The 18,039-nt window shown below is 70.6% G+C and carries 23 protein-coding genes; 18 read left to right on the top strand and 5 right to left on the bottom strand.

Going from position 1 to position 18,039, the window contains the following annotated elements:
• Positions 1-17 precede the first annotated feature (17 nt).
• Genes sufD through SSP29_RS13730 form a run of 6 tightly spaced genes read left to right on the top strand, consistent with a single transcriptional unit; the run spans position 18 to position 4,365 of the window.
• Positions 18-1,202, top strand: coding sequence for a Fe-S cluster assembly protein SufD (gene sufD, locus SSP29_RS13755; protein WP_089100906.1), 1,185 nt, complete (start codon positions 18-20; stop codon positions 1,200-1,202).
• The gene (locus SSP29_RS13750) at positions 1,199-1,525 is read left to right on the top strand and encodes a non-heme iron oxygenase ferredoxin subunit (RefSeq protein ID WP_089100905.1); all 327 of its coding nucleotides are present in this window, start codon (positions 1,199-1,201) and stop codon (positions 1,523-1,525) included. The genes sufD and SSP29_RS13750 overlap by 4 nt, the downstream gene beginning before the upstream one ends.
• A 7-nt stretch (positions 1,526-1,532) precedes the next feature.
• Complete coding sequence (gene sufC / locus SSP29_RS13745; RefSeq protein ID WP_089100904.1) at positions 1,533-2,297, top strand: Fe-S cluster assembly ATPase SufC; 765 nt, start codon at positions 1,533-1,535, stop codon at positions 2,295-2,297.
• On the top strand, positions 2,294-3,550 hold the full coding sequence (locus tag SSP29_RS13740; protein ID WP_089100903.1) for a cysteine desulfurase: 1,257 nt from the start codon (positions 2,294-2,296) through the stop codon (positions 3,548-3,550). The genes sufC and SSP29_RS13740 overlap by 4 nt, the downstream gene beginning before the upstream one ends.
• 18 nt (positions 3,551-3,568) lie before the next feature.
• The gene (sufU, locus tag SSP29_RS13735) at positions 3,569-4,036 is read left to right on the top strand and encodes a Fe-S cluster assembly sulfur transfer protein SufU (protein ID WP_089100902.1); all 468 of its coding nucleotides are present in this window, start codon (positions 3,569-3,571) and stop codon (positions 4,034-4,036) included.
• Positions 4,033-4,365, top strand: a complete 333-nt coding sequence (locus SSP29_RS13730) for a metal-sulfur cluster assembly factor (protein WP_046733484.1) — start codon at positions 4,033-4,035, stop codon at positions 4,363-4,365. Before sufU ends, SSP29_RS13730 begins: the two co-directional genes overlap by 4 nt.
• A gap of 59 nt (positions 4,366-4,424) precedes the next feature.
• Here the strand turns inward: SSP29_RS13730 and SSP29_RS13725 are convergent, their stop codons facing one another.
• Positions 4,425-5,297 (bottom strand): AbfB domain-containing protein, encoded by an 873-nt coding sequence (locus tag SSP29_RS13725; RefSeq protein WP_089100901.1) that lies wholly within the window; start codon positions 5,295-5,297, stop codon positions 4,425-4,427.
• 269 nt (positions 5,298-5,566) lie between these two features.
• Here SSP29_RS13725 and SSP29_RS13720 point away from each other — a divergent pair, with 269 nt between their 5' ends.
• From SSP29_RS13720 to dapD, 5 genes are all read left to right on the top strand, one after another.
• Complete coding sequence (locus SSP29_RS13720) at positions 5,567-5,887, top strand: DMT family transporter (protein ID WP_089100900.1); 321 nt, start codon at positions 5,567-5,569, stop codon at positions 5,885-5,887.
• Positions 5,887-6,423, top strand: a complete 537-nt coding sequence (locus tag SSP29_RS13715) for a TetR/AcrR family transcriptional regulator (RefSeq protein WP_089100899.1) — start codon at positions 5,887-5,889, stop codon at positions 6,421-6,423. Before SSP29_RS13720 ends, SSP29_RS13715 begins: the two co-directional genes overlap by 1 nt.
• Before the next feature lie 117 nt (positions 6,424-6,540).
• A complete protein-coding gene (locus tag SSP29_RS13710; RefSeq protein ID WP_089100898.1) occupies positions 6,541-7,146 on the top strand; it encodes an RNA polymerase sigma factor in 606 nt (201 codons plus the stop codon).
• A gap of 2 nt (positions 7,147-7,148) precedes the next feature.
• Positions 7,149-8,132, top strand: a complete 984-nt coding sequence (locus SSP29_RS13705) for a CU044_5270 family protein (protein ID WP_089100897.1) — start codon at positions 7,149-7,151, stop codon at positions 8,130-8,132.
• Between the two features lie 129 nt (positions 8,133-8,261).
• On the top strand, positions 8,262-9,251 hold the full coding sequence (gene dapD, locus SSP29_RS13700) for a 2,3,4,5-tetrahydropyridine-2,6-dicarboxylate N-succinyltransferase (RefSeq protein WP_089100896.1): 990 nt from the start codon (positions 8,262-8,264) through the stop codon (positions 9,249-9,251).
• Between the two features lie 132 nt (positions 9,252-9,383).
• Here dapD and SSP29_RS13695 read toward each other — a convergent pair whose 3' ends face one another.
• Complete coding sequence (locus tag SSP29_RS13695) at positions 9,384-9,857, bottom strand: hypothetical protein (protein WP_089100895.1); 474 nt, start codon at positions 9,855-9,857, stop codon at positions 9,384-9,386.
• Positions 9,858-9,970: 113 nt separating this feature from the next.
• Positions 9,971-10,480, bottom strand: a complete 510-nt coding sequence (locus tag SSP29_RS13690; RefSeq protein ID WP_089100894.1) for an HAD domain-containing protein — start codon at positions 10,478-10,480, stop codon at positions 9,971-9,973.
• Positions 10,481-10,621: 141 nt separating this feature from the next.
• Between SSP29_RS13690 and SSP29_RS13685 the strand changes: the two genes are divergently transcribed.
• Positions 10,622-11,182, top strand: a complete 561-nt coding sequence (locus SSP29_RS13685; protein WP_089101600.1) for a SigE family RNA polymerase sigma factor — start codon at positions 10,622-10,624, stop codon at positions 11,180-11,182.
• The gene (locus SSP29_RS13680; protein ID WP_089100893.1) at positions 11,179-12,396 is read left to right on the top strand and encodes a hypothetical protein; all 1,218 of its coding nucleotides are present in this window, start codon (positions 11,179-11,181) and stop codon (positions 12,394-12,396) included. The genes SSP29_RS13685 and SSP29_RS13680 overlap by 4 nt, the downstream gene beginning before the upstream one ends.
• On the opposite strand, the gene dapA is transcribed toward SSP29_RS13680, so the two are convergent.
• The gene (gene dapA, locus SSP29_RS13675; RefSeq protein WP_089100892.1) at positions 12,397-13,308 is read right to left on the bottom strand and encodes a 4-hydroxy-tetrahydrodipicolinate synthase; all 912 of its coding nucleotides are present in this window, start codon (positions 13,306-13,308) and stop codon (positions 12,397-12,399) included. It abuts the gene before it with no gap.
• A 405-nt stretch (positions 13,309-13,713) separates the two neighbouring features.
• On the bottom strand, positions 13,714-14,295 hold the full coding sequence (locus SSP29_RS13670; RefSeq protein WP_089100891.1) for an HD domain-containing protein: 582 nt from the start codon (positions 14,293-14,295) through the stop codon (positions 13,714-13,716).
• A 71-nt stretch (positions 14,296-14,366) separates the two neighbouring features.
• Between SSP29_RS13670 and SSP29_RS13665 the strand changes: the two genes are divergently transcribed.
• The 5 genes from SSP29_RS13665 (at position 14,367) to SSP29_RS13645 (ending at position 18,030) form a co-directional block, all read left to right on the top strand.
• Positions 14,367-15,389, top strand: a complete 1,023-nt coding sequence (locus SSP29_RS13665) for a GlxA family transcriptional regulator (protein ID WP_089100890.1) — start codon at positions 14,367-14,369, stop codon at positions 15,387-15,389.
• Positions 15,390-15,501: 112 nt separating this feature from the next.
• Positions 15,502-15,693 (top strand): hypothetical protein, encoded by a 192-nt coding sequence (locus SSP29_RS13660; protein WP_107436214.1) that lies wholly within the window; start codon positions 15,502-15,504, stop codon positions 15,691-15,693.
• Positions 15,690-16,367 carry a hypothetical protein gene (locus SSP29_RS13655; RefSeq protein WP_089100888.1) on the top strand — a complete coding sequence of 226 codons (678 nt, stop codon included), beginning with the start codon at positions 15,690-15,692 and terminating at the stop codon, positions 16,365-16,367. Before SSP29_RS13660 ends, SSP29_RS13655 begins: the two co-directional genes overlap by 4 nt.
• Before the next feature lie 94 nt (positions 16,368-16,461).
• Entirely contained in the window at positions 16,462-17,280 is an 819-nt protein-coding gene (locus tag SSP29_RS13650) for an ArsR/SmtB family transcription factor (RefSeq protein ID WP_150134109.1), read from the top strand.
• Positions 17,281-17,292: 12 nt separating this feature from the next.
• Positions 17,293-18,030, top strand: coding sequence for an SRPBCC family protein (locus SSP29_RS13645; RefSeq protein WP_089100887.1), 738 nt, complete (start codon positions 17,293-17,295; stop codon positions 18,028-18,030).
• The last annotated feature ends 9 nt before the right edge of the window (positions 18,031-18,039 follow it).

Raw genomic sequence — 18,039 nt, 5'->3', positions numbered from 1 at the left:
CGAGCAGACCGACAGCCATGGCTGAGGCTCAGAACACCCCGGTGGGCTCCACCACCGCAGGCGCCATCGCGGTGGCCGCCGAGTCGACCGTCGCCACGCGCATGAGCGCGCCCCCCTCCTTCGACGTCGCGGACTTCCCGGTCCCGCACGGCCGCGAGGAGGAGTGGCGGTTCACCCCGCTGGAGCGCCTGCGCGGGCTGCACGACGGCACGGCGGTCGCCACCGGCGACAGCCTGAAGGTCGCGGTGGAGGCCCCCGAGGGCGTCACCGTCGAGCTGGTCGGCCGCGACGACGCCCGGCTCGGCCGGGCCGGCACCCCGGTGGACCGGGTCGCCGCCCAGGCCTACTCCGCCTTCGAGCAGGCCGGCGTGGTCACCGTCCCCAAGGAGACGGTGCTCACCGAGCCGATCCGGATCAGCGTGCACGGCCAGGGCGGGGTCGCCTTCGGCCACCAGGTCATCGAGCTGGGCGCCTTCGCCGAGGCCGTCGTCGTCATCGACCACACCGGTGACGTGGTCACCGCCGCCAACGTCGAGTACGTCCTGGGCGACGGCGCCAAGCTGACTGTCGTCTCCGTCCAGGACTGGGACGACAAGGCCGTCCACGTGGCCCAGCACAACGCCCTGGTCGGCCGCGACGCCAGCTTCAAGTCCGTGGTCGTCACCTTCGGCGGCGACGTCGTACGACTGCACCCGCGCGTCTCCTACGCCGGCACCGGCGGCGAGGCCGAGCTGTACGGCCTGTACTTCACCGACGCCGGGCAGCACCAGGAGCACCGCCTGCTGGTCGACCACAACACCCCGCACTGCAAGTCCAACGTCGCCTACAAGGGCGCGCTCCAGGGCGAGGACGCGCACGCGGTGTGGATCGGCGACGTCCTCATCGAGGCCAAGGCCGAGGGCACCGACACCTACGAGATGAACCGCAACCTGGTCCTCACGGACGGCGCGCGCGTCGACTCGGTGCCGAACCTGGAGATCGAGACCGGCGAGATCGTCGGCGCCGGCCACGCCTCCGCCACCGGCCGCTTCGACGACGAGCAGCTCTTCTACCTGATGGCCCGCGGCATCCCGCAGCACGAGGCCCGCCGCCTCGTCGTCCGCGGCTTCTTCGCCGAGCTGGTCCAGCAGATCGGTGTCGCCGACATCGAGGAGCGCCTGCTCGCCAAGATCGAGGAGGAGCTGGAGGCCTCGGTCGCATGACGTCCACTGCGTTCGTACGCGCCTGCGGGCTGAGCGAGCTGGAGGAGGACACCCCGAAGCGGGTGGAACTCGACGGCACGCCGGTCTCGGTCGTCCGCACCGAGGGAGAGGTGTTCGCCATCTACGACATCTGCTCCCACGCCAACGTCTCGCTCTCCGAGGGCGAGGTGGAGGACTGCCAGATCGAGTGCTGGCTGCACGGCTCCAGCTTCGACCTGCGCACCGGCAAGCCGTCCGGCCTCCCGGCCACGCGCCCCGTCCCCGTTTACCCCGTAAAGATCGAAGGGGACGACGTGCTCGTCTCCCTCACCCAGGAGTCCTGAGGCACCCATGGCAACGCTTGAAATCCGAGACCTGCACGTCACCGTCGAGGCCGACAACGCCACGAAGGAGATCCTCAAGGGCGTCGACCTCACCGTGAAGCAGGGCGAGACGCACGCCATCATGGGCCCCAACGGCTCCGGCAAGTCCACCCTCGCCTACTCGCTCGCGGGTCACCCGAAGTACACGATCACCGGCGGCACCGTCACCCTCGACGGCGAGGACGTCCTGGAGATGTCCGTCGACGAGCGCGCCCGCGCGGGCCTGTTCCTGGCGATGCAGTACCCGGTCGAGGTCCCCGGCGTCTCGGTCTCCAACTTCCTGCGCACCTCCGCCACCGCCATCCGCGGCGAGGCCCCCAAGCTGCGCACCTGGGTGAAGGAGGTCAAGGAGACCATGGAGCGCCTGTCCATGGACCCCTCCTTCGCCGAGCGCAACGTCAACGAGGGCTTCTCCGGCGGCGAGAAGAAGCGCCACGAGATCCTCCAGCTCGAACTGCTCAAGCCGAAGATCGCGATCCTCGACGAGACCGACTCCGGCCTCGACGTCGACGCCCTTCGCATCGTCTCCGAGGGCGTCAACCGCGTCCGCGAGACCGGCGAGGTCGGCACCCTGCTGATCACGCACTACACGCGCATCCTGCGCTACATCAAGCCCGACTTCGTCCACGTCTTCTCCGCCGGCCGGATCGTCGAGTCCGGCGGCGCCGAGCTCGCCGACAAGCTGGAGGACGAGGGCTACGAGGCTTACACGAAGGGTGGCGTATCCGCGTGACACAGTTGCCGGGCCTCCTCGACACCGAGGCGATCCGCAAGGACTTCCCCGTCCTGGACCGTCTGGTCCACGACGGCAAGAAGCTCGTGTACCTGGACAACGCGGCGACCAGCCAGAAGCCGCGCCAGGTACTGGACGTCCTCAGCGAGTACTACGAGCGCCACAACGCCAACGTCCACCGCGGTGTGCATGTGCTCGCCGAGGAGGCCACGGCGATGTACGAGGGCGCGCGCGACAAGGTCGCGGAATTCATCAACGCGCCCAGCCGCGACGAGGTGATCTTCACCAAGAACGCCTCCGAGTCGCTGAACCTCGTGGCGAACATGCTCGGCTGGGCCGACGAGCCCTACCGGGTGGACCACGAGACCGAGATCGTCATCACGGAGATGGAGCACCACTCCAACATCGTGCCGTGGCAGCTGCTCGCGCAGCGCACCGGTGCGAAGCTGAAGTGGTTCGGCCTCACCGACGACGGCCGCCTCGACCTGTCCAACATCGACGAGATCATCACCGAGAAGACGAAGATCGTCTCCTTCGTGCTGGTGTCGAACATCCTGGGCACGGTCAACCCGGTCGAGGCGATAGTGCGCCGCGCCCAGGAGGTCGGCGCCCTCGTCTGCATCGACGCCTCCCAGGCCGCCCCCCACATGCCGCTGGACGTGCAGGCCCTCCAGGCCGACTTCGTGGCCTTCACCGGCCACAAGATGTGCGGCCCGACCGGCATCGGCGTCCTCTGGGGCCGCCAGGAGCTCCTGGAGGACCTGCCGCCGTTCCTCGGCGGCGGCGAGATGATCGAGACCGTGTCGATGCACTCGTCGACGTACGCCCCGGCCCCGCACAAGTTCGAGGCGGGCACCCCGCCGATCGCCCAGGCGGTCGGCCTCGGTGCGGCGATCGACTACCTGAACGCCATCGGCATGGACAGGATCCTCGCCCATGAGCACGCGCTGACCGAGTACGCGGTCCAGCGCCTCCAGCAGGTCCCGGACCTGAGGATCATCGGCCCCACCACGGCCGAGGACCGGGGCGCCGCGATCTCCTTCACCCTCGGGGACATCCACCCGCACGACGTGGGCCAGGTCCTCGACGAGCAGGGCATCGCGGTACGTGTCGGTCATCACTGCGCGCGGCCCGTCTGCCTCCGCTACGGAATTCCTGCGACCACGCGAGCGTCGTTCTATCTGTACTCCACGCCGGCCGAGATCGACGCACTGGTCGAGGGCCTGGAGCACGTACGGAACTTCTTCGGCTGAAGGGCGTGAGCTGAAACCGTGAAGCTGGACTCGATGTACCAGGAAGTCATCCTGGACCACTACAAGCACCCGCACGGGCGTGGTCTGAGGGATGGCGACGCCGAGGTGCACCATGTGAACCCGACGTGCGGCGACGAGATCACCCTCCGAGTGAAGTACGACGGAACGACGATCGAGGACGTCTCGTACGAGGGCCAGGGCTGCTCCATCAGCCAGGCTTCGGCCTCCGTGCTGAACGATCTCCTCGTCGGCAAGGACCTGGCCGACGCGCAGAAGATCCAGGAGACCTTCCTGGAGCTGATGCAGTCCAAGGGCCGGCTGGAGCCCGACGACGCGATGGAGGAGGTCCTGGAGGACGCGGTCGCGTTCGCCGGTGTCTCCAAGTACCCGGCCCGGGTCAAGTGCGCCCTCCTGAGCTGGATGGCGTGGAAGGACGCGACGGCCCAGGCACTGGGTGGCGCCGACGTCGAAAGGAAGACGGCATGAGCGAGACCGCTGAGATGAAGCCGGCCTCGGAGGAAGAACTCCGCGAGGCGCTGTACGACGTCGTCGACCCCGAGCTGGGCATCGACGTCGTCAACCTCGGTCTGATCTACGGCATCCACATCGACGACGCGAACATCGCGACGATCGACATGACCCTGACGTCGGCGGCCTGCCCGCTGACCGATGTGATCGAGGACCAGGCCAAGTCCGCCACGGACGGCATCGTCAACGAGCTGCGCATCAACTGGGTCTGGATGCCCCCGTGGGGCCCCGACAAGATCACGGACGACGGCCGTGAGCAGCTGCGGGCGCTCGGGTTCAACGTCTGAGACCGGTTACGTGAAAGCGGCGGCACCTTCCGGGTGCCGCCGCTTTCACGCGCGTGTGCTCAGGCCAGCGGGTCCACGAACCGGAACGCGGAGTCCGCGCGGTACAGGTCGCTGTTCTGGTAGGAGACCAGCTTCAGCTGGAAGTTCTGGTGGCGCAGGAAACGGCCGGGGTAGTTCACCGACTCCAGCATGACCGCGCCCGAGTAGGACGAGGTCCGGGCGCAGAAGGTGGCGTCCTGCTTGAACAGGGACGAGCCGTCGTTGCTGTCGGCGCGCAGCAGGAAGTTGCGGTGCCTCAGGTACTTCCCGTCGGACGTCCGGAACGAGTAGCAGGAGCTGTTCGCCAGGCCCTTGACCACGGTGAACGTGGAGTCCTCGCGGGACTCCGAGCCGGCCGGCGCGTCCAGCTTCACGAAGCCGCCGCTCACATGCCAGTAGCGGTCCGGGTAGTTGACCGAGCGGACCGACTTCTGTGTGGTGCTGGGCTGTTGTGCCGAGCCGCCCGAACTGCCCTTGGAGGGCGAGGACTTGGACGGCTTCGCGCCGGACGGCGAGCTCTTCGGGCCGGCGCCGGACGCGGTGGCCGTCGCCGTGGCGGACACGGACACGGACACGGACACGGACGCGGTCGGCGAGGTCGCCGACATCTCCGACGTGCCCTTGGGCGGAGCGGCCGTGTCCGACGCCGACGGCGAGGCGAAGGAGAGCAGACCGGGGCCGCTGTCGGTGCTCGCGGACGCAGGGGGAGCCGATGACACCTTGTCAGGAGTCTTGTGGCTGACGGCTATCGCGGTGACGCAGGCGACGACGGTGGCGACGGCCAGCGTGCCCGCCAGCCAGAGTCTTCGGGTTCCGGGAGCCCGGGAGGTGTCGGGGGCCCAGCCGTTCTCCCAGGAGGGATGCGGCGGGGGTTGGGGGGTGATTTCTGGCATGCGCGTTTCCTCCAGCGGCGCCAAGGCAGCGGCGGCCGGGGGTGTGAAGGTGAGGTGGGTGAACTGTGAAGCAGTGGTGGATCACAGAGGTGCACACACTAGTGGAGTCGCGGGGCTCCAGGGAGCCGTTTCAGCTAGCGGTTTCTATGAGAATTAAACATCTTCGTGTGGCGCACGGGGGGCCGAACGCCGTTCTCGGTGTCCTCCGTTGGCGGCTCGCCGCCCGAGGTTATGTACAGCCGTACACATCGTTGCGTACACTCGTACACATGGGATATCTGACGCTCGCCGGCGCCATAGCCGCCGAGGTCGCCGCCACGACGGCGATGAAGTACGCGGACGGCTTCAGCAGACTCTGGCCGTCGCTGCTGACGACACTGGGATACGTCGTCTCGTTCCTGCTGCTGGCCGAGACGCTGAAGACCGTGTCGATCGGCACGGCGTACGCGATCTGGTCCGGGGCCGGCACCGCCGCCATCGCCGTGCTGGGCCTGCTGCTGTTCGGGGAGGCACTGACCCCGGTCAAGGTGGCCGGGATCCTGCTGATCGTCGGCGGCGTGGTGGTCCTGAACCTGGGAGGCGCGCACTGATGCCCCGCCGCTACGACCCCGAGCGCCGGCAGCGGATCATCGACGCGGCGATCCGGGTGGTGGGCGAGAAAGGCCTGGCCGGGCTGAGCCACCGCTCGGTCGCCGCCGAGGCGGACGTGCCGCTCGGCTCGACGACGTACCACTTCAAGACCCTCGACGAGCTGATGGTCGCCGCGCTGCGGCAGGCGAACGAGGGCTTCGCCAAGGCGGTCGCCGCATACGGAGACCTGGACGACTCCTCGGCGGACCTCGCCACCGCCCTCGCCGGGATCCTCGGCGACTGGCTGAGCGGTGACCGTACCGCCGTGGAACTTGAGTACGAGCTCTACCTCGCCGCCCTGCGCCGCCCGGCCCTGCGCCCCGTCGCCGCCGAGTGGGCCGACGACCTCGCCGAACGGCTCGTCCACCGCACCGACCCGGTCACGGCGCGGGCGCTGGTCGCGCTGATGGACGGGATCTGCCTCCAGGTGCTGCTGACGGGAACGCCGTACGACGAGGGGTACGCGCGGGAGGTCCTGGGGCGCGTGATTCCCTGAGCGGAGCGCGCCCGTCGCTCCCCTCCCGCCGAGCCGGCCGGATCACCGTGAACCCTCCGGCGGACATCGGGGAACAGGGGGTGACAGGCACGCACCGACGAACCAAGGGGAGCCCTCGTGAGCGGACCGCCGCCGGCCACGGCACAGGCGGGGGACGACGCGGAGACCGTCGCCCAGTCACTGGAGCAACCAGAGCTCTTCGCCCGGCTCTACGACCGCTACGCGCCCGACATCCACCGCTACGCGGCCCGCAGACTCGGCGACACCGCCGCCGACGACATCACCGCGGACACCTTCCTCCTCGCCTTCCGGATCCGCTCCCGCTACGACCTCGCACGCCCCAACGCGCGCCCCTGGCTGTACGGCATCGCGGGCAACCTGATCGGCAAGCAGCGCCGGGCCGAGGTGCGGGCGCTCAAGGCGCTGGCCCGCACCGGGCACGACCCGGTGGCCGCTTCCTGGAGCGAGTCCTGGGTCGAGGACACCGACAGCCGGATCGACGCCCAGGGCCCGCTCGCCGGCGCCCTCGCCGCACTGACGGCGGGCGACCGGCACGTCCTGCTGCTCGTCGCCTGGGCCGACCTCACCTACCAGGAGGTCGCCGAGGCACTGGACATCCCGGTCGGCACGGTCCGCTCCCGGCTCAACCGGGCTCGGCGCAAGGTGCGTACGGCGCTGGGCGCCGATCCGGCATTCATGGGCGACACCGCGGAGGTGGTATAGCGATGGACGAGATGACCGAGGTGCGCGCGCTGCGCGCCGACGCGCCGGTGCCGGACCGGGCACGGCTGGCGGCGGGGCGCGCCCTGCTGACCGACGCGGTACGGACCGGGGAGCGGCGCCGGGCCCGGTGGCAGCGGCGGGATTTCGTGATCGTCGCGGTCGTGGCCGCGGTGACCGCCGTCGCCCTCACCGCCGCCCTGCTGGCGGGCGGGACCAGCAAGGGACGCAGGGTGCAGCCCGCGACGCCGGACATCGACCTGAAGGGGATGAGTGCGCACGACTTCCTGGAACGGGCTGCCGACGTGCTGGACAAGCAGCCGGCGGGCACCGAGCCCACCGGGAAGCAGTGGATCTACACGACCATGGCGAGGGATCCAGATGACGTGGAACCCTCGTCCGAGGACTGGAACCGTTACGACGGCGAACAGCGGGCCAAGCACCCGGCGGTCGGCGATCCCGGAATCACGATCAGCCGGGGACGTGCCAGCAGCCTGGGGCCGACCGACTACGACTCGCCGCGTGAGGTGTACCGATTCATGGCCGCACTGCCGGCCGACGGCGAGGGGACGCTGCGGGCGCTCCGTGAGAGGAACGCCGTCGAGGACACCGAAGTGGGCCCCGGAGCCAAGGCGTGGAACGACTACGCCGAGATCAGCGCCCTCCTCCAGGCCGACCTCGTGCCGCCCGCGGGGCTGGCCTCTCTGTACCGTGCCCTGGCGCTCCTGCCCGACCAGAGGATCACCGGCCACCTGGTCGACACGGTCACCGGCCGCAAGGTCGTCGCCCTGACCCACGACGTCGCCGGCGTCGGCATCGACCTGCACCCGCGCAAGGCCGACGGCAAGGCCAGGATGGCCGAACAGACGCTGATCGACCCGCGGACCTACCACGTCGTGGGCTGGTGCACGGTCGTGGACGGCAAGGTCGCCGACGCAAACGAACGGGTCACGACCGCGGTGGTGGACAAGGCCGGCGAGCGACCCTGACCCCCCGGATCCCGGGCGGCCCGCACCGCAGGGGAGTGCGGGCCGCCCGGCGGATCTTCACGGTCCGCCTCTCGAGACGCCCCGCACGCTGGTTCGCCTCCCCGGCCCCCGGCCGGTTAGGTTGCCCTCATGACCGACACGACTGCTCCTCGTCCCACCGGTGCCGCCGCCGCCGGCCTCGCCACGATCGCCGCCGACGGCACCGTTCTCGACACCTGGTTCCCCGCCCCCGAACTCCTCGCCGAGCCCGGCCCGTCCGGCACCGAGCGGCTGTCCGCGGAGCAGGCCGTGGAACTGCTCGGCGAGGGCGCCGCGAAGGCGCTCGGCCCGGACGCCCGCCGCGGTGTCGAGGTCGTCGCGGTCCGTACGGTCATCTCCTCCCTCGACGACAAGCCGCTCGACACCCACGACGCCTACCTGCGCCTGCACCTGCTCTCGCACCGCCTGGTGAAGCCGCACGGCCAGAGCCTGGACGGCATCTTCGGCCTGCTCGCCAACGTCGCCTGGACCTCCCTCGGCCCGGTCGCCGTCGACGACATCGAGAAGGTGCGGCTGAACGCCCGCGCCGAGGGCCTGCACCTCCAGGTGACCTCCGTCGACAAGTTCCCGCGGATGACGGACTACGTCGCCCCGAAGGGCGTGCGCATCGCCGACGCCGACCGGGTCCGCCTCGGCGCGCACCTCTCCGAGGGCACCACCGTCATGCACGAGGGCTTCGTCAACTTCAACGCCGGCACGCTCGGCACCTCGATGGTCGAGGGCCGTATCTCGGCCGGTGTCGTGGTCGGCGACGGCTCGGACATCGGCGGCGGCGCCTCCACCATGGGCACGCTCTCCGGCGGCGGCAACGTGATCATCTCCATCGGCGAGCGGTGCCTGATCGGTGCCGAGGCGGGCGTCGGCATCGCCCTCGGCGACGAGTGCGTGGTCGAGGCCGGCCTGTACGTCACCGCGGGCACCCGCGTCACCATGCCCGACGGCCAGATCGTCAAGGCCCGCGAGCTGAACGGCGCCTCCAACATCCTCTTCCGCCGCAACTCGGTCACCGGCGCCGTCGAGGCCCGCCCGAACAACGCGGTCTGGGGCGGCCTGAACGAGATCCTGCACAGCCACAACTGACGTACGGCGGCCGTGACCTGCGGCCGCCTCATCGATCACCGCTCTGACTTGCTGCTGAGCCGTCGGCGGTTGTCGACGTCGGTCACCACCGAGCGCCCTTCCACGGCCCGAGGACGGCCCGGGGGCGGGCGCTCACGGGTTCGACGCCACAGCTCTGTGCCGCCCAGAAGGCAGAAGGTCGACGGCGAGGTGGAAGCACACCTCGGAGCTCAGCGCGAACAGGGCCATCAGCAGTGAGTAGAGGGTCTTGCCGTTGGCGAGAAAGCTCCCGCCGAATGCAGCGGCTCCGATGACCAGGAGCGCCCCGAGCACGGTCCAGAACGCGACCGCGCGCTGACGGAGCAGCACGGCGCGCGTCGCCGCGACGATCGACAGCAGGACGAGCGTGAGGCCGAGCGCGGTGTGCACGGCGAGGGCGGGGGTGCCGTGCCCGACCGCCCAGGCGAAACTCTCGTAGGCCCTGATGCGAGGGGCCCCCGCCTGCGAGCTCTGACGGTGAAACGGAAAGAGGCCGTAGAGATTGATGACCAAGCCGACCCCCGCCTGCACAAGCACCAGAAAGCCGGTGACGAGCAGGAGGCGGCGGACGGCACGGGGAGCGGCCATGAGAAGACCATACACAGAGTAATTGCCGGATGCAGAAAGTGATGACGTTGGTTGGGTGCGGTGCCTGCCAACTGCGTGCCGAGCGCGCTTTTGCCCCGTTGATGGGAGGGGGCTCAGCCGTCCTGTGGCACGGCCGCTCTGAACTCCGCCAGTGCGGTGAAGTCGGCCTCTCGCAGCCCGATGCGGGGGTCGACGTGATGCAGCAGGGCCGGGCCGGGGTGGTGGGCGCGGACGTACCGCGTGTCAGCCGGGCTCTGTTCGTCGTCCACCCAGGCGAACGGGCGCCCCTCGGCGTATGCCACGATCGCCTCCGTCTTCCAGTGGACCCCGTCCGGCCGCTCCGCCAGCAGGCCCCGGCCGAAGTCGACGTACGGCAGCTCGGGCAGGCCGACGACCGGGGCGATCCAGCGGTTGGCCTCGGCCATCCAGGTGGTCGCCCAGCACAGCTCGTAACCGAGGGCGAGCAGCGCCGGGCCGTGTGACGGGTTCAGCCACACCCGCAGCGGGCGCCCCGGGCGGACGGTCGCACGGATCGTCGTATATCCCGCGGGGCGTCGCTCGGGCTTGGCGGCGTACGGGTTGAGGGGGCCGTCGACGTCCAGGAACAGCAGGGGGCGGCTCACCGGGCCAACGTACGGCAGCGGGCGGCAGGGCAGCGGTGAATATTTCTCCGTGCCGTACAGGCATAGTGGCGCCGCTCCGCACGCGTCACCACGGATACAGGGCCCGGACACCACGCGGGCCCGGGGGAAGAGAAGGTGACGATGGATGCGGAACTGCAGGAGAGTTTTCGGGAGTTCGTGGACGGTCGGTCCTCGGCACTGCTGAAGACGGCCGTGCTGCTGACCGGCGGCGACCGGCACGCGGCCGAGGACCTGCTGCAGAACGCCCTGATCAAGGCGGCCGGCCGCTGGCAGCGCATCGACGAGCCGGAGGCCTATGTACGGCAGGTCCTCTACCGGCAGCAGATCAGCCGCTGGCGGCTGAAGTGGCGACGCCGCGAACTGAGCGTTCCCGAACCACCGGAGGCCCGCGCGGCGCCCGACACGACCTCCGCCGCCGACCTGCGCCTCGTCCTGCGCGCGGCCCTGTCCCGGCTCACCGCCCGCCAGCGCACCGTCCTGGTCCTGCGCTACTTCGAGGACCTGCCGGAGGCCGACGTGGCCCGCCTGCTCGGCTGCTCCGTCGGCACCGTACGCTCCACCACCCACCGTTCCCTGGCCCGGCTGCGCACTCTCGCGCCCGAACTGGCCGCCCTCGCCCCGGCCCCCGGCCGCGAACAGCCGCCGTCCCGTGACTACTCGCCCGTGGAGGTGCGGCCGTGAACGTCGAGGAACTCGTACGGGACACCCTGCGCGAACAGGCCGCCGAACAGCCGTCGGCGGGACCGGGCTTCGCCGACCGGGTGCTGGCGGTCCGCCGGCGTCGGCGCACCCGCAGGCTCGCCGCCGTGGCCGCCGCGACGGCTGCCGTGGTCGCCGTCGCGGTGACGGTGCCGCTGCTGGACTCCGGGAAGAGCGATGTGCGTCCGGCCGGAGTCGTGCAGCAGAACGGGATCACCGGGCACCCGGACCAGTCGCCGCCGCGCCTGCTCGTCGCGGCCGGGCAGACGGCGCTCGCCGCGTACTACACCTGGCGGACCGTGCCGCAGACGGACGACCGGGGCATCGGTGTACGCACGTACTGGCTGCTCGACCCGGGGACCGGCACATACGTGAAGGACTCCCGGTGGTCCTTCGTCGCCGTCGCTCCGGGCCTGCGGACGGCCGCAGTGCTGGAGCAGAACCTGCCCGTCCGCCGGATCGGCCTGCTCGACCTCGCGACGCGCAAGGTCGAACGGTGGATCCCGGTCGAGCACCGGGTCGGCGCACTCGCCTTCTCGTACGACGGGACCCGGCTCCTGGCGACGACGTACGACGAGAACCCCGACGTGCGGGCCAAGGCCCAGAACGACAAGGGCGGCTGGGACTGGGGACCCGCGTTCGCCACATCGAGCCGGACCGGCTTCTACGACCTCGGCGTGGCCTCCGGCAAGGGCTCCTGGACCGGGGTCGTGTCCGACCGCAACGACATCGCGCGCGGTGACTTCTCCTTCAGCCGCACCGGCGACCAGGTGTACGCGCGTGTCATCGGCGACAGGGACGGGACGCAGCAGTTCTACGACCTCGACGGCGCCAAGATCGCCGCCCCGGCGGACGAGAAGTACCTGCGCGCGGACGTCGACGCACGGCTGTCCCCGAACGGCCGGCTCGCCGCGCTCGGTCTGACGAAGGAGGTCGCCCCAGGGAAGTCGTACTCCTCGATCCGCGATCCCCGCACCGGCAAGGAGATCACCAAGGTCCGCGGCGGCGACCTGCTGGCCTGGGCCGACGACCGGCGGCTCATCGCCTGGGAGAGGGCGTCCGGCCTGGACGAGCCGTACCGGGCCCGGCTGGTGCTCGTGACGATCGGCAGCGACAAGATCGTGCCGCTGAGCGGGGTCCAGAAGGATATGTACGACGAGCTGAAAGCGTGGCAGCCCGTCTTCGCCCGCCGCTGATCAGCCGGCCACGAGCTCCTCGTACACCGCCCGCAGCCCGTCGGCCGCCTCCCGGCCGGCGGGCCGCAACGGTGCCCGCACCGGGCCCGCAGGCAGGCCGACCCCGGCGAGCAGCGCCTTCGCCGTGACCGTGCCCGGCAGCCCCGCGGCCGTCACCGCCTCGATCAACGGCGTGGCCCGCAGCTGGAGTCCGGTCGCGCGGGCGGTGTCGCCCGCGTCGAACGCGTCCAGGATCGCCGCGATCCGCGCGGGGACGACATTGGCCACCGTGCTCACACAGCCGGCCGCGCCCACCGCGTACAGGGCGAGGATGTGTTCGTCGCAGCCCGCGTAGTACGCCAGGTCCGTGTGCGCCAGCACCTTCTGGGCACCGAGGAAGTCGTACGAGCAGTCCTTCACGGCCACGATCCGGGGATGGGCGGCGAGCCGGACCATCGTCTCCGGCTCGATCCGGGTGCCGGTGCGGCCCGGGATGTCGTACAGCATCACCGGCAGCCCGCTCGCCTCGGCCACCTCCAGGAAGTGCGCCTCCAACGCGTCCTGCGGCGGCCTGCTGTAGTACGGCGACACCACCAGCACCCCGTCCGCGCCCGCCTTCTCCGCCGCCAGCGCCAGCTCGACGGTGTGCCGGGTGTCCGCGGTGCCCACGCCCGCCACCAGCGGCACCCGCTCGCCCACCGCCTCCCGGACGGCCGCGATCAGCTCCGCCTTCTCCGTGTCCGTCGTGGTCGGCGACTCGCCGGTGGTGCCGTTCAGCACCAGACCGTCACAGCCCTCCGCCACCAGATGCGCGGCCAGCCGCCGCGCGCCGTCGACGTCGAGCGCCCCCGCGTCGGTGAAGGGGGTGACCATCGCACAGAGGGTGCGGCCGAAGGGGCGGGGCGGACGGGCGGTGTCGCGTCGGTTCGTCATGGGGGTAGTCTCGGCGGCACGACAGCTTAGCTCTACTTAATTTTTCTACCGGATACGTCTTAGGAATGCTAAGTCGTCAACCTTTCCCTACGTCGTTGACCGGGACGGGCGATCCCTTCGTATGGTTGGCCCACCCAGGGGTGGCGGGTGTGGCTTTCAACCTTCTGCCAATCGGGAATTGCGCATGATCGCTCCGTAGGGAATCGGCAGCTAGGTCGTCCGTGGCACGTCCGCGCAGCCCGACGTACGGGGGAACCGAGTGGCCGCCATCTGGGCCGGTATCGATGCAGGCAAGGCCCACCGCCACTGTGTGGTGATCGACGGCTGCCGACTCCGGTCACGACCGATCGGAGCGCCCGGCCCTCGGTCGGCTCGGGTGTACCGCCGGCCTGTCTCCGGCTTCCGTCAGCCGCCGGCTTGCCTGAGCAGTTCAGCCGCGATGGAGAAGGGCGGCGCCGCCTTCGGAGACTTTCGGGCGTGCTTGATGATGGCCGCCTGGAGCGAGCGGTCATCGGGCGACCGCGGGTAGGCGAGACGCACGGGCTCCTGCAGCTGGGGGGAAAGCTCGGTGAAGCGGCCACCGTCGGTGAAGACGCCCTTGTGGGTCAGGTAGGTCAGCAGGCCCATGCGGTCGGCGAGGCCGAGCGAGCTGTGCAGGGCGATGGCTTCCCAGACCCGGCTGATGTCGCCGTCAGGGACCCCGTGCTCGGCCAGCAGCTTTGCGGCGAGGTCCGCGCCTTCGACCTCGAATCGTGCCTTGCCCCCGGCGAGCGTCCCCAGCCCGAGGTCGTGCATGACCGTGGCGGCGAACAGCAGACCCTCGTCGTATGCCGCATCGGTCACCAGGCCTTCTTGCCGAGCAGTCAACCGTGCGAAGTAGAAACTGCGCAGGCTGTGGTCGGCAATCTGCTGGTCCACCGTCTCGTGCAGGATCGCGAGGGCTGCCTCGGCGATGTCGCCGGTTGGTACAACCAGAGGATCGTTCATGGTCAGAACCTAAGCGGCCGCCGCCGTCCGCAAAAAGTGGCCCGAGGGCCTTCCTCCGCTACGATTGGGCCATGATCTCCGATGGTGTGGCCGTGCCTCTGCGTCATCACGTTGTCGTACTGAGCCTGCCCGGTGTGCTGCCGCTTGAGCTGGGCATCGCGGCGCAGGTCTTCTCGATGGACCCGAACTACGAGCTGACGGTCGCGACGTATGAGCAGGTCGTGCCCGTGGCCCGCGCAGGGTTCTCCGTCACCGGCGCGGCCGGCCTTGATGCGCTCGAAAAAGCAGACACCGTCATCGTCCCGGGCTACGACGACGTTGACGCCGACGTCCCGAGCGCGGCCCTGACCGCTCTCCGCGCGGCGCACGGCCGCGGCGCACGCATCGTGTCCATCTGCTCCGGAGCGTTCGCCTTGGCGGCGGCAGGTCTTCTCGACGGACGGCCGGCCACGACCCATTGGCAGGTGTCCGACCAGCTTCAAAGGCGCTACCCCAGCATCGAGGTCCAACCGAACCGCATGTTCGTCGACGACGGCGACATCCTCACCTCGGCAGGCGTGACCGCCGGAATCGACCTGTGTCTCCACCTCATCCGGATCGACCACGGAGCCGCCGCCTCGAACGCAAGGGCGCGTCTCCTGGTGGCGCCGCCCCAACGACCCGGCGGCCAGGCGCAGTACATCGACCAGCTCCGCAGCCGGCCGAGCAGCCAGGAACTCGCCACCGTCCGGGACTGGATGCTCGAGAACATGGCAGCGACGATTACCGTCGACGATCTCGCCGCACGTGCCCACATGGCTCGGCGCACCCTGGTCCGCCGCTTTCGCAACGAGACCGGGACCTCACCCATGGCCTGGCTGACCGATGCACGCATCGACCGCGCGCGCGAACTGCTGGAAGCAACCACAGAGCCCATCGAGCGGATCGGGCGACTGACCGGACTCGGGAATCCGGCGTCCGTGCGCGCAGCCTTCCACAGACGTGTCGGGACCTCGCCCCAGGAGTACCGCGCTCTGTTCCGGCAGGAGGCGCGAGCGGACGTGGCCTCATCCCGTCGCCCGCCTGTCCTCTCGAACCTGACCGGAACGCCTTGACAAACAGCATGGGGAATCGGTGCACCCGAGGCCCTGTGTCCAACTCGACCCCTCATGGGTCACTATGGGCCGGACGGTCACCGACGGCAGGTCATGGGTCATGGGAGGCGCCATGAAGCTGGGCAAGGCACTGGCCACCGGGGTCGCTGAGGAGCGGCCGCTCGTCCACGGCGAAGCAGACGGAGTGGACGAAGTAATCGAACTCCCCGAACTCCACGAAGAGATCCACGAGATCCGCGAGATCCACGAGATCCGCGAACCCCGGGCCGCGTCCGCCTCCGAAGAGGCCCCGGCCGCCCGATGAGGCTGCGGCTCCCGGCGGAACGTCCGGCGGAGCCGCCGACCGGCTACAAGATCGCCCACCCGATGCTGTCCCAGGACGGCGCACGGGCCGGGTTCACCGGTGTGTCGCTGGGCGGTGCGCTGCCGTACGGAGTGCTGGACGACGCGTCCTGCGTCTACGGCCGGCGGCACCGCCCGCCCGCGCGGCTGTGCGACTGCGGCTTTCACTGTGTGCACGAACGGGAGGTCGCCGAGGCCCTGTTGTGCACCGCCGAGCACCGGGCGGCCGTGCTGCTCGAAGTCTCCGTCCTCGGCGCCTACATCCGTTTCGAGCGCGGTTTCCGCTACGCCCGGCAGCGGGTGCGGACCGCCACCGTCGGGCCGTGCGCCTGCGGTGCGGCGGCCGCCGCGCTCGCCGACGCGGGCTGGGGCAGGCCCGGTTGGCGCGCCCTTGCGGCCGCCTGCGCGGGCTGTGTACGCGCGCGTGCGTCCGTCTCGCTCGCCGGGTTCGCCCGGCTGGCGGGGCAGGGGCTGCGGGTGATCGCCGGGGGTGCGGGGGCCGGCGGCGGCCCGCCGGTGGCGGGCGAGGGCTTCGGGGTGCCCGAACTGGTCGCGGAGGCCGCCCTGTTGCAGGCCCGCCTCGACTGGTTCCAGAGCCAACTGGCCCGCCTCGGCGAACGGGGGGAACAGGGCTGAGGGCGGCCGCCGCCGAGACAGGGCTCAGCTCCACCGTCCCGCCGAAAACTCCGTCTGCGTGGACAAAAAAAGTTTTCGGTGGGACGGTGGAGTCATGCTGGACGTCACCGTGATCGAGGACCCCGAGGCAGCGGCCGTGTCGCTGGACCCCATACGGGCCAGGCTGCTCGCCGAACTGGCCGGCGCGCCCGCGTCGGCCGCGATGCTGGCCGGCAGGGTCGGGCTGCCCCGGCAGAAGGTGAACTACCACCTGAAGGCGCTGGAACGGCACGGCCTGGTCGAGCTGGCCGGCGAGCGGCGCAAGGGCAATGTCACCGAGCGGCTGATGCGCGCGACCGCCGCGTCGTACGTCATCTCGCCGGCCGCCCTGCCCGCCGTGCAGCCGGACCCGGACCGGTTCCGCGACCAGCTCTCCGCGCGCTGGCTGCTCGCGCTCGGCGCGCGCCTGGTGCGCGATGTCGGCATGCTGATCAGCGGGGCGGCCAAGGCCCGCAAGCGGCTGGCGACCTACGCGCTGGACGGCGAGGTCCGCTTCGCCTCCGCCGCCGACCGCGCGGCCTTCATACAGGAACTGACGGCGGGCGTGAGCGCGCTCATCCGCAAGTACGACGCACCCGACGCGGAGGCCGGCCGGGACCACCGGATCGTGGTCGCCGTCCATCCGACGGTCAAGGACGCGCCGCGGCCCGCAGCCGGGGACGGGATCCCGCCCGCGGCCGACGGCGCAACCCGTTCGGCGGTCGAGGGCGTGACCCGTTCGGCGGTCGAGGGCGAGACTCGTTCGGCGGTCGAGGGTGAGACCCGGCGCGCCGCCGAAGACGAAACCCGCCCCGCGGCAGAGGGGGCGAGCCGTCCGGCAGACAAGGACGGGACCCGGTCCGCGGTCGAGGACCAGTCCGCACTCGGAAGCTGAGCAGGAGTCTCCATGTCCAAGGAATTCGAGATCGTCCGTGAGTTCGAGGTCGACGCCACGCCCGGAGAGGTGTGGGAGGCGATCACCCACGGCACCGGCGGATACCTGTGGCCGATGCAGCCGCCCGAGCCCCGGGTGGGCGGCACGGCGGCCTTCGGCTCCACCGTCACCGCCTACGACCCGCCGCACCACCTGGTCACCCGCAGCGAGGACGTCGGCTTCCCCACCCAGAGCGCCAACCAGCTGGAACACGTCATCGAGGAGCGCGACGGCGGCCGCCGCGCCTGGGTGCGCTATGTGCACAGCGGGATCTTCACCGACGACTGGGACAACCAGTACGACGGCGCGAGCAGGCACACCGACTTCTACCTGCACACCCTGCGCGAGTACCTCACCCACTTCGCGCCCCGCCCGGTGAGCTTCGCCCAGCTGAACGGGCCGGAGGCGTCCCAGGCGCCGGACGCCTTCACCGCCGTGGGCCGCGCCCTCGGCCTGCCGGACGACGTGGCCGAGGGTGCGAAGGCGAGCGTCCGGGGGCCCGGCGGGCGGGCCCTGGACGCGGTGGTCGACTACCGCGACCCGTACTTCATCGGGCTGCGCACCGACGACGCCCTCGTCCGGTTCTTCGGGCGCAACCACTGGGGCGCCCCGGTCGGCATCAGCATCCACGACTTCGCGCCGGACGCCGACGCCGAGGCGAACGAGACCGCCTGGCAGGACTGGCTGAACGGAGTGTTCAGCCAGTCCTGAATCCGGTCC

The sequence above is a fragment of the Streptomyces hyaluromycini genome (genome assembly GCF_002217755.1).
In the GTDB taxonomy this organism is placed as follows: Bacteria; Actinomycetota; Actinomycetes; order Streptomycetales; family Streptomycetaceae; genus Streptomyces; species Streptomyces hyaluromycini.
The sequence above is the reverse complement of the archived record's forward strand: the minus strand, read 5'-3'. Positions and strand labels throughout refer to the sequence as shown.

Excerpts from the sequence above, each read along its gene's own strand:
- SSP29_RS13660 (WP_107436214.1), top strand. The coding sequence starts at position 15,502 with ATGAAGCTGGGCAAGGCACTGGCCACCGGGGTCGCTGAGGAGCGGCCG.
- dapD (WP_089100896.1), top strand. The coding sequence starts at position 8,262 with ATGACCGACACGACTGCTCCTCGTCCCACCGGTGCCGCCGCCGCCGGC.
- sufC (WP_089100904.1), top strand. The coding sequence starts at position 1,533 with ATGGCAACGCTTGAAATCCGAGACCTGCACGTCACCGTCGAGGCCGAC.
- SSP29_RS13650 (WP_150134109.1), top strand. The coding sequence starts at position 16,462 with ATGCTGGACGTCACCGTGATCGAGGACCCCGAGGCAGCGGCCGTGTCG.
- SSP29_RS13665 (WP_089100890.1), top strand. The coding sequence starts at position 14,367 with ATGATCTCCGATGGTGTGGCCGTGCCTCTGCGTCATCACGTTGTCGTA.
- dapA (WP_089100892.1), bottom strand. The coding sequence starts at position 13,308 with ATGACGAACCGACGCGACACCGCCCGTCCGCCCCGCCCCTTCGGCCGC.
- SSP29_RS13695 (WP_089100895.1), bottom strand. The coding sequence starts at position 9,857 with ATGGCCGCTCCCCGTGCCGTCCGCCGCCTCCTGCTCGTCACCGGCTTT.
- SSP29_RS13655 (WP_089100888.1), top strand. The coding sequence starts at position 15,690 with ATGAGGCTGCGGCTCCCGGCGGAACGTCCGGCGGAGCCGCCGACCGGC.
- SSP29_RS13715 (WP_089100899.1), top strand. The coding sequence starts at position 5,887 with ATGCCCCGCCGCTACGACCCCGAGCGCCGGCAGCGGATCATCGACGCG.
- SSP29_RS13725 (WP_089100901.1), bottom strand. The coding sequence starts at position 5,297 with ATGCCAGAAATCACCCCCCAACCCCCGCCGCATCCCTCCTGGGAGAAC.
- SSP29_RS13705 (WP_089100897.1), top strand. The coding sequence starts at position 7,149 with ATGGACGAGATGACCGAGGTGCGCGCGCTGCGCGCCGACGCGCCGGTG.
- SSP29_RS13730 (WP_046733484.1), top strand. The coding sequence starts at position 4,033 with ATGAGCGAGACCGCTGAGATGAAGCCGGCCTCGGAGGAAGAACTCCGC.
- sufD (WP_089100906.1), top strand. The coding sequence starts at position 18 with ATGGCTGAGGCTCAGAACACCCCGGTGGGCTCCACCACCGCAGGCGCC.
- SSP29_RS13645 (WP_089100887.1), top strand. The coding sequence starts at position 17,293 with ATGTCCAAGGAATTCGAGATCGTCCGTGAGTTCGAGGTCGACGCCACG.
- SSP29_RS13685 (WP_089101600.1), top strand. The coding sequence starts at position 10,622 with ATGGATGCGGAACTGCAGGAGAGTTTTCGGGAGTTCGTGGACGGTCGG.
- SSP29_RS13720 (WP_089100900.1), top strand. The coding sequence starts at position 5,567 with ATGGGATATCTGACGCTCGCCGGCGCCATAGCCGCCGAGGTCGCCGCC.
- SSP29_RS13670 (WP_089100891.1), bottom strand. The coding sequence starts at position 14,295 with ATGAACGATCCTCTGGTTGTACCAACCGGCGACATCGCCGAGGCAGCC.
- SSP29_RS13750 (WP_089100905.1), top strand. The coding sequence starts at position 1,199 with ATGACGTCCACTGCGTTCGTACGCGCCTGCGGGCTGAGCGAGCTGGAG.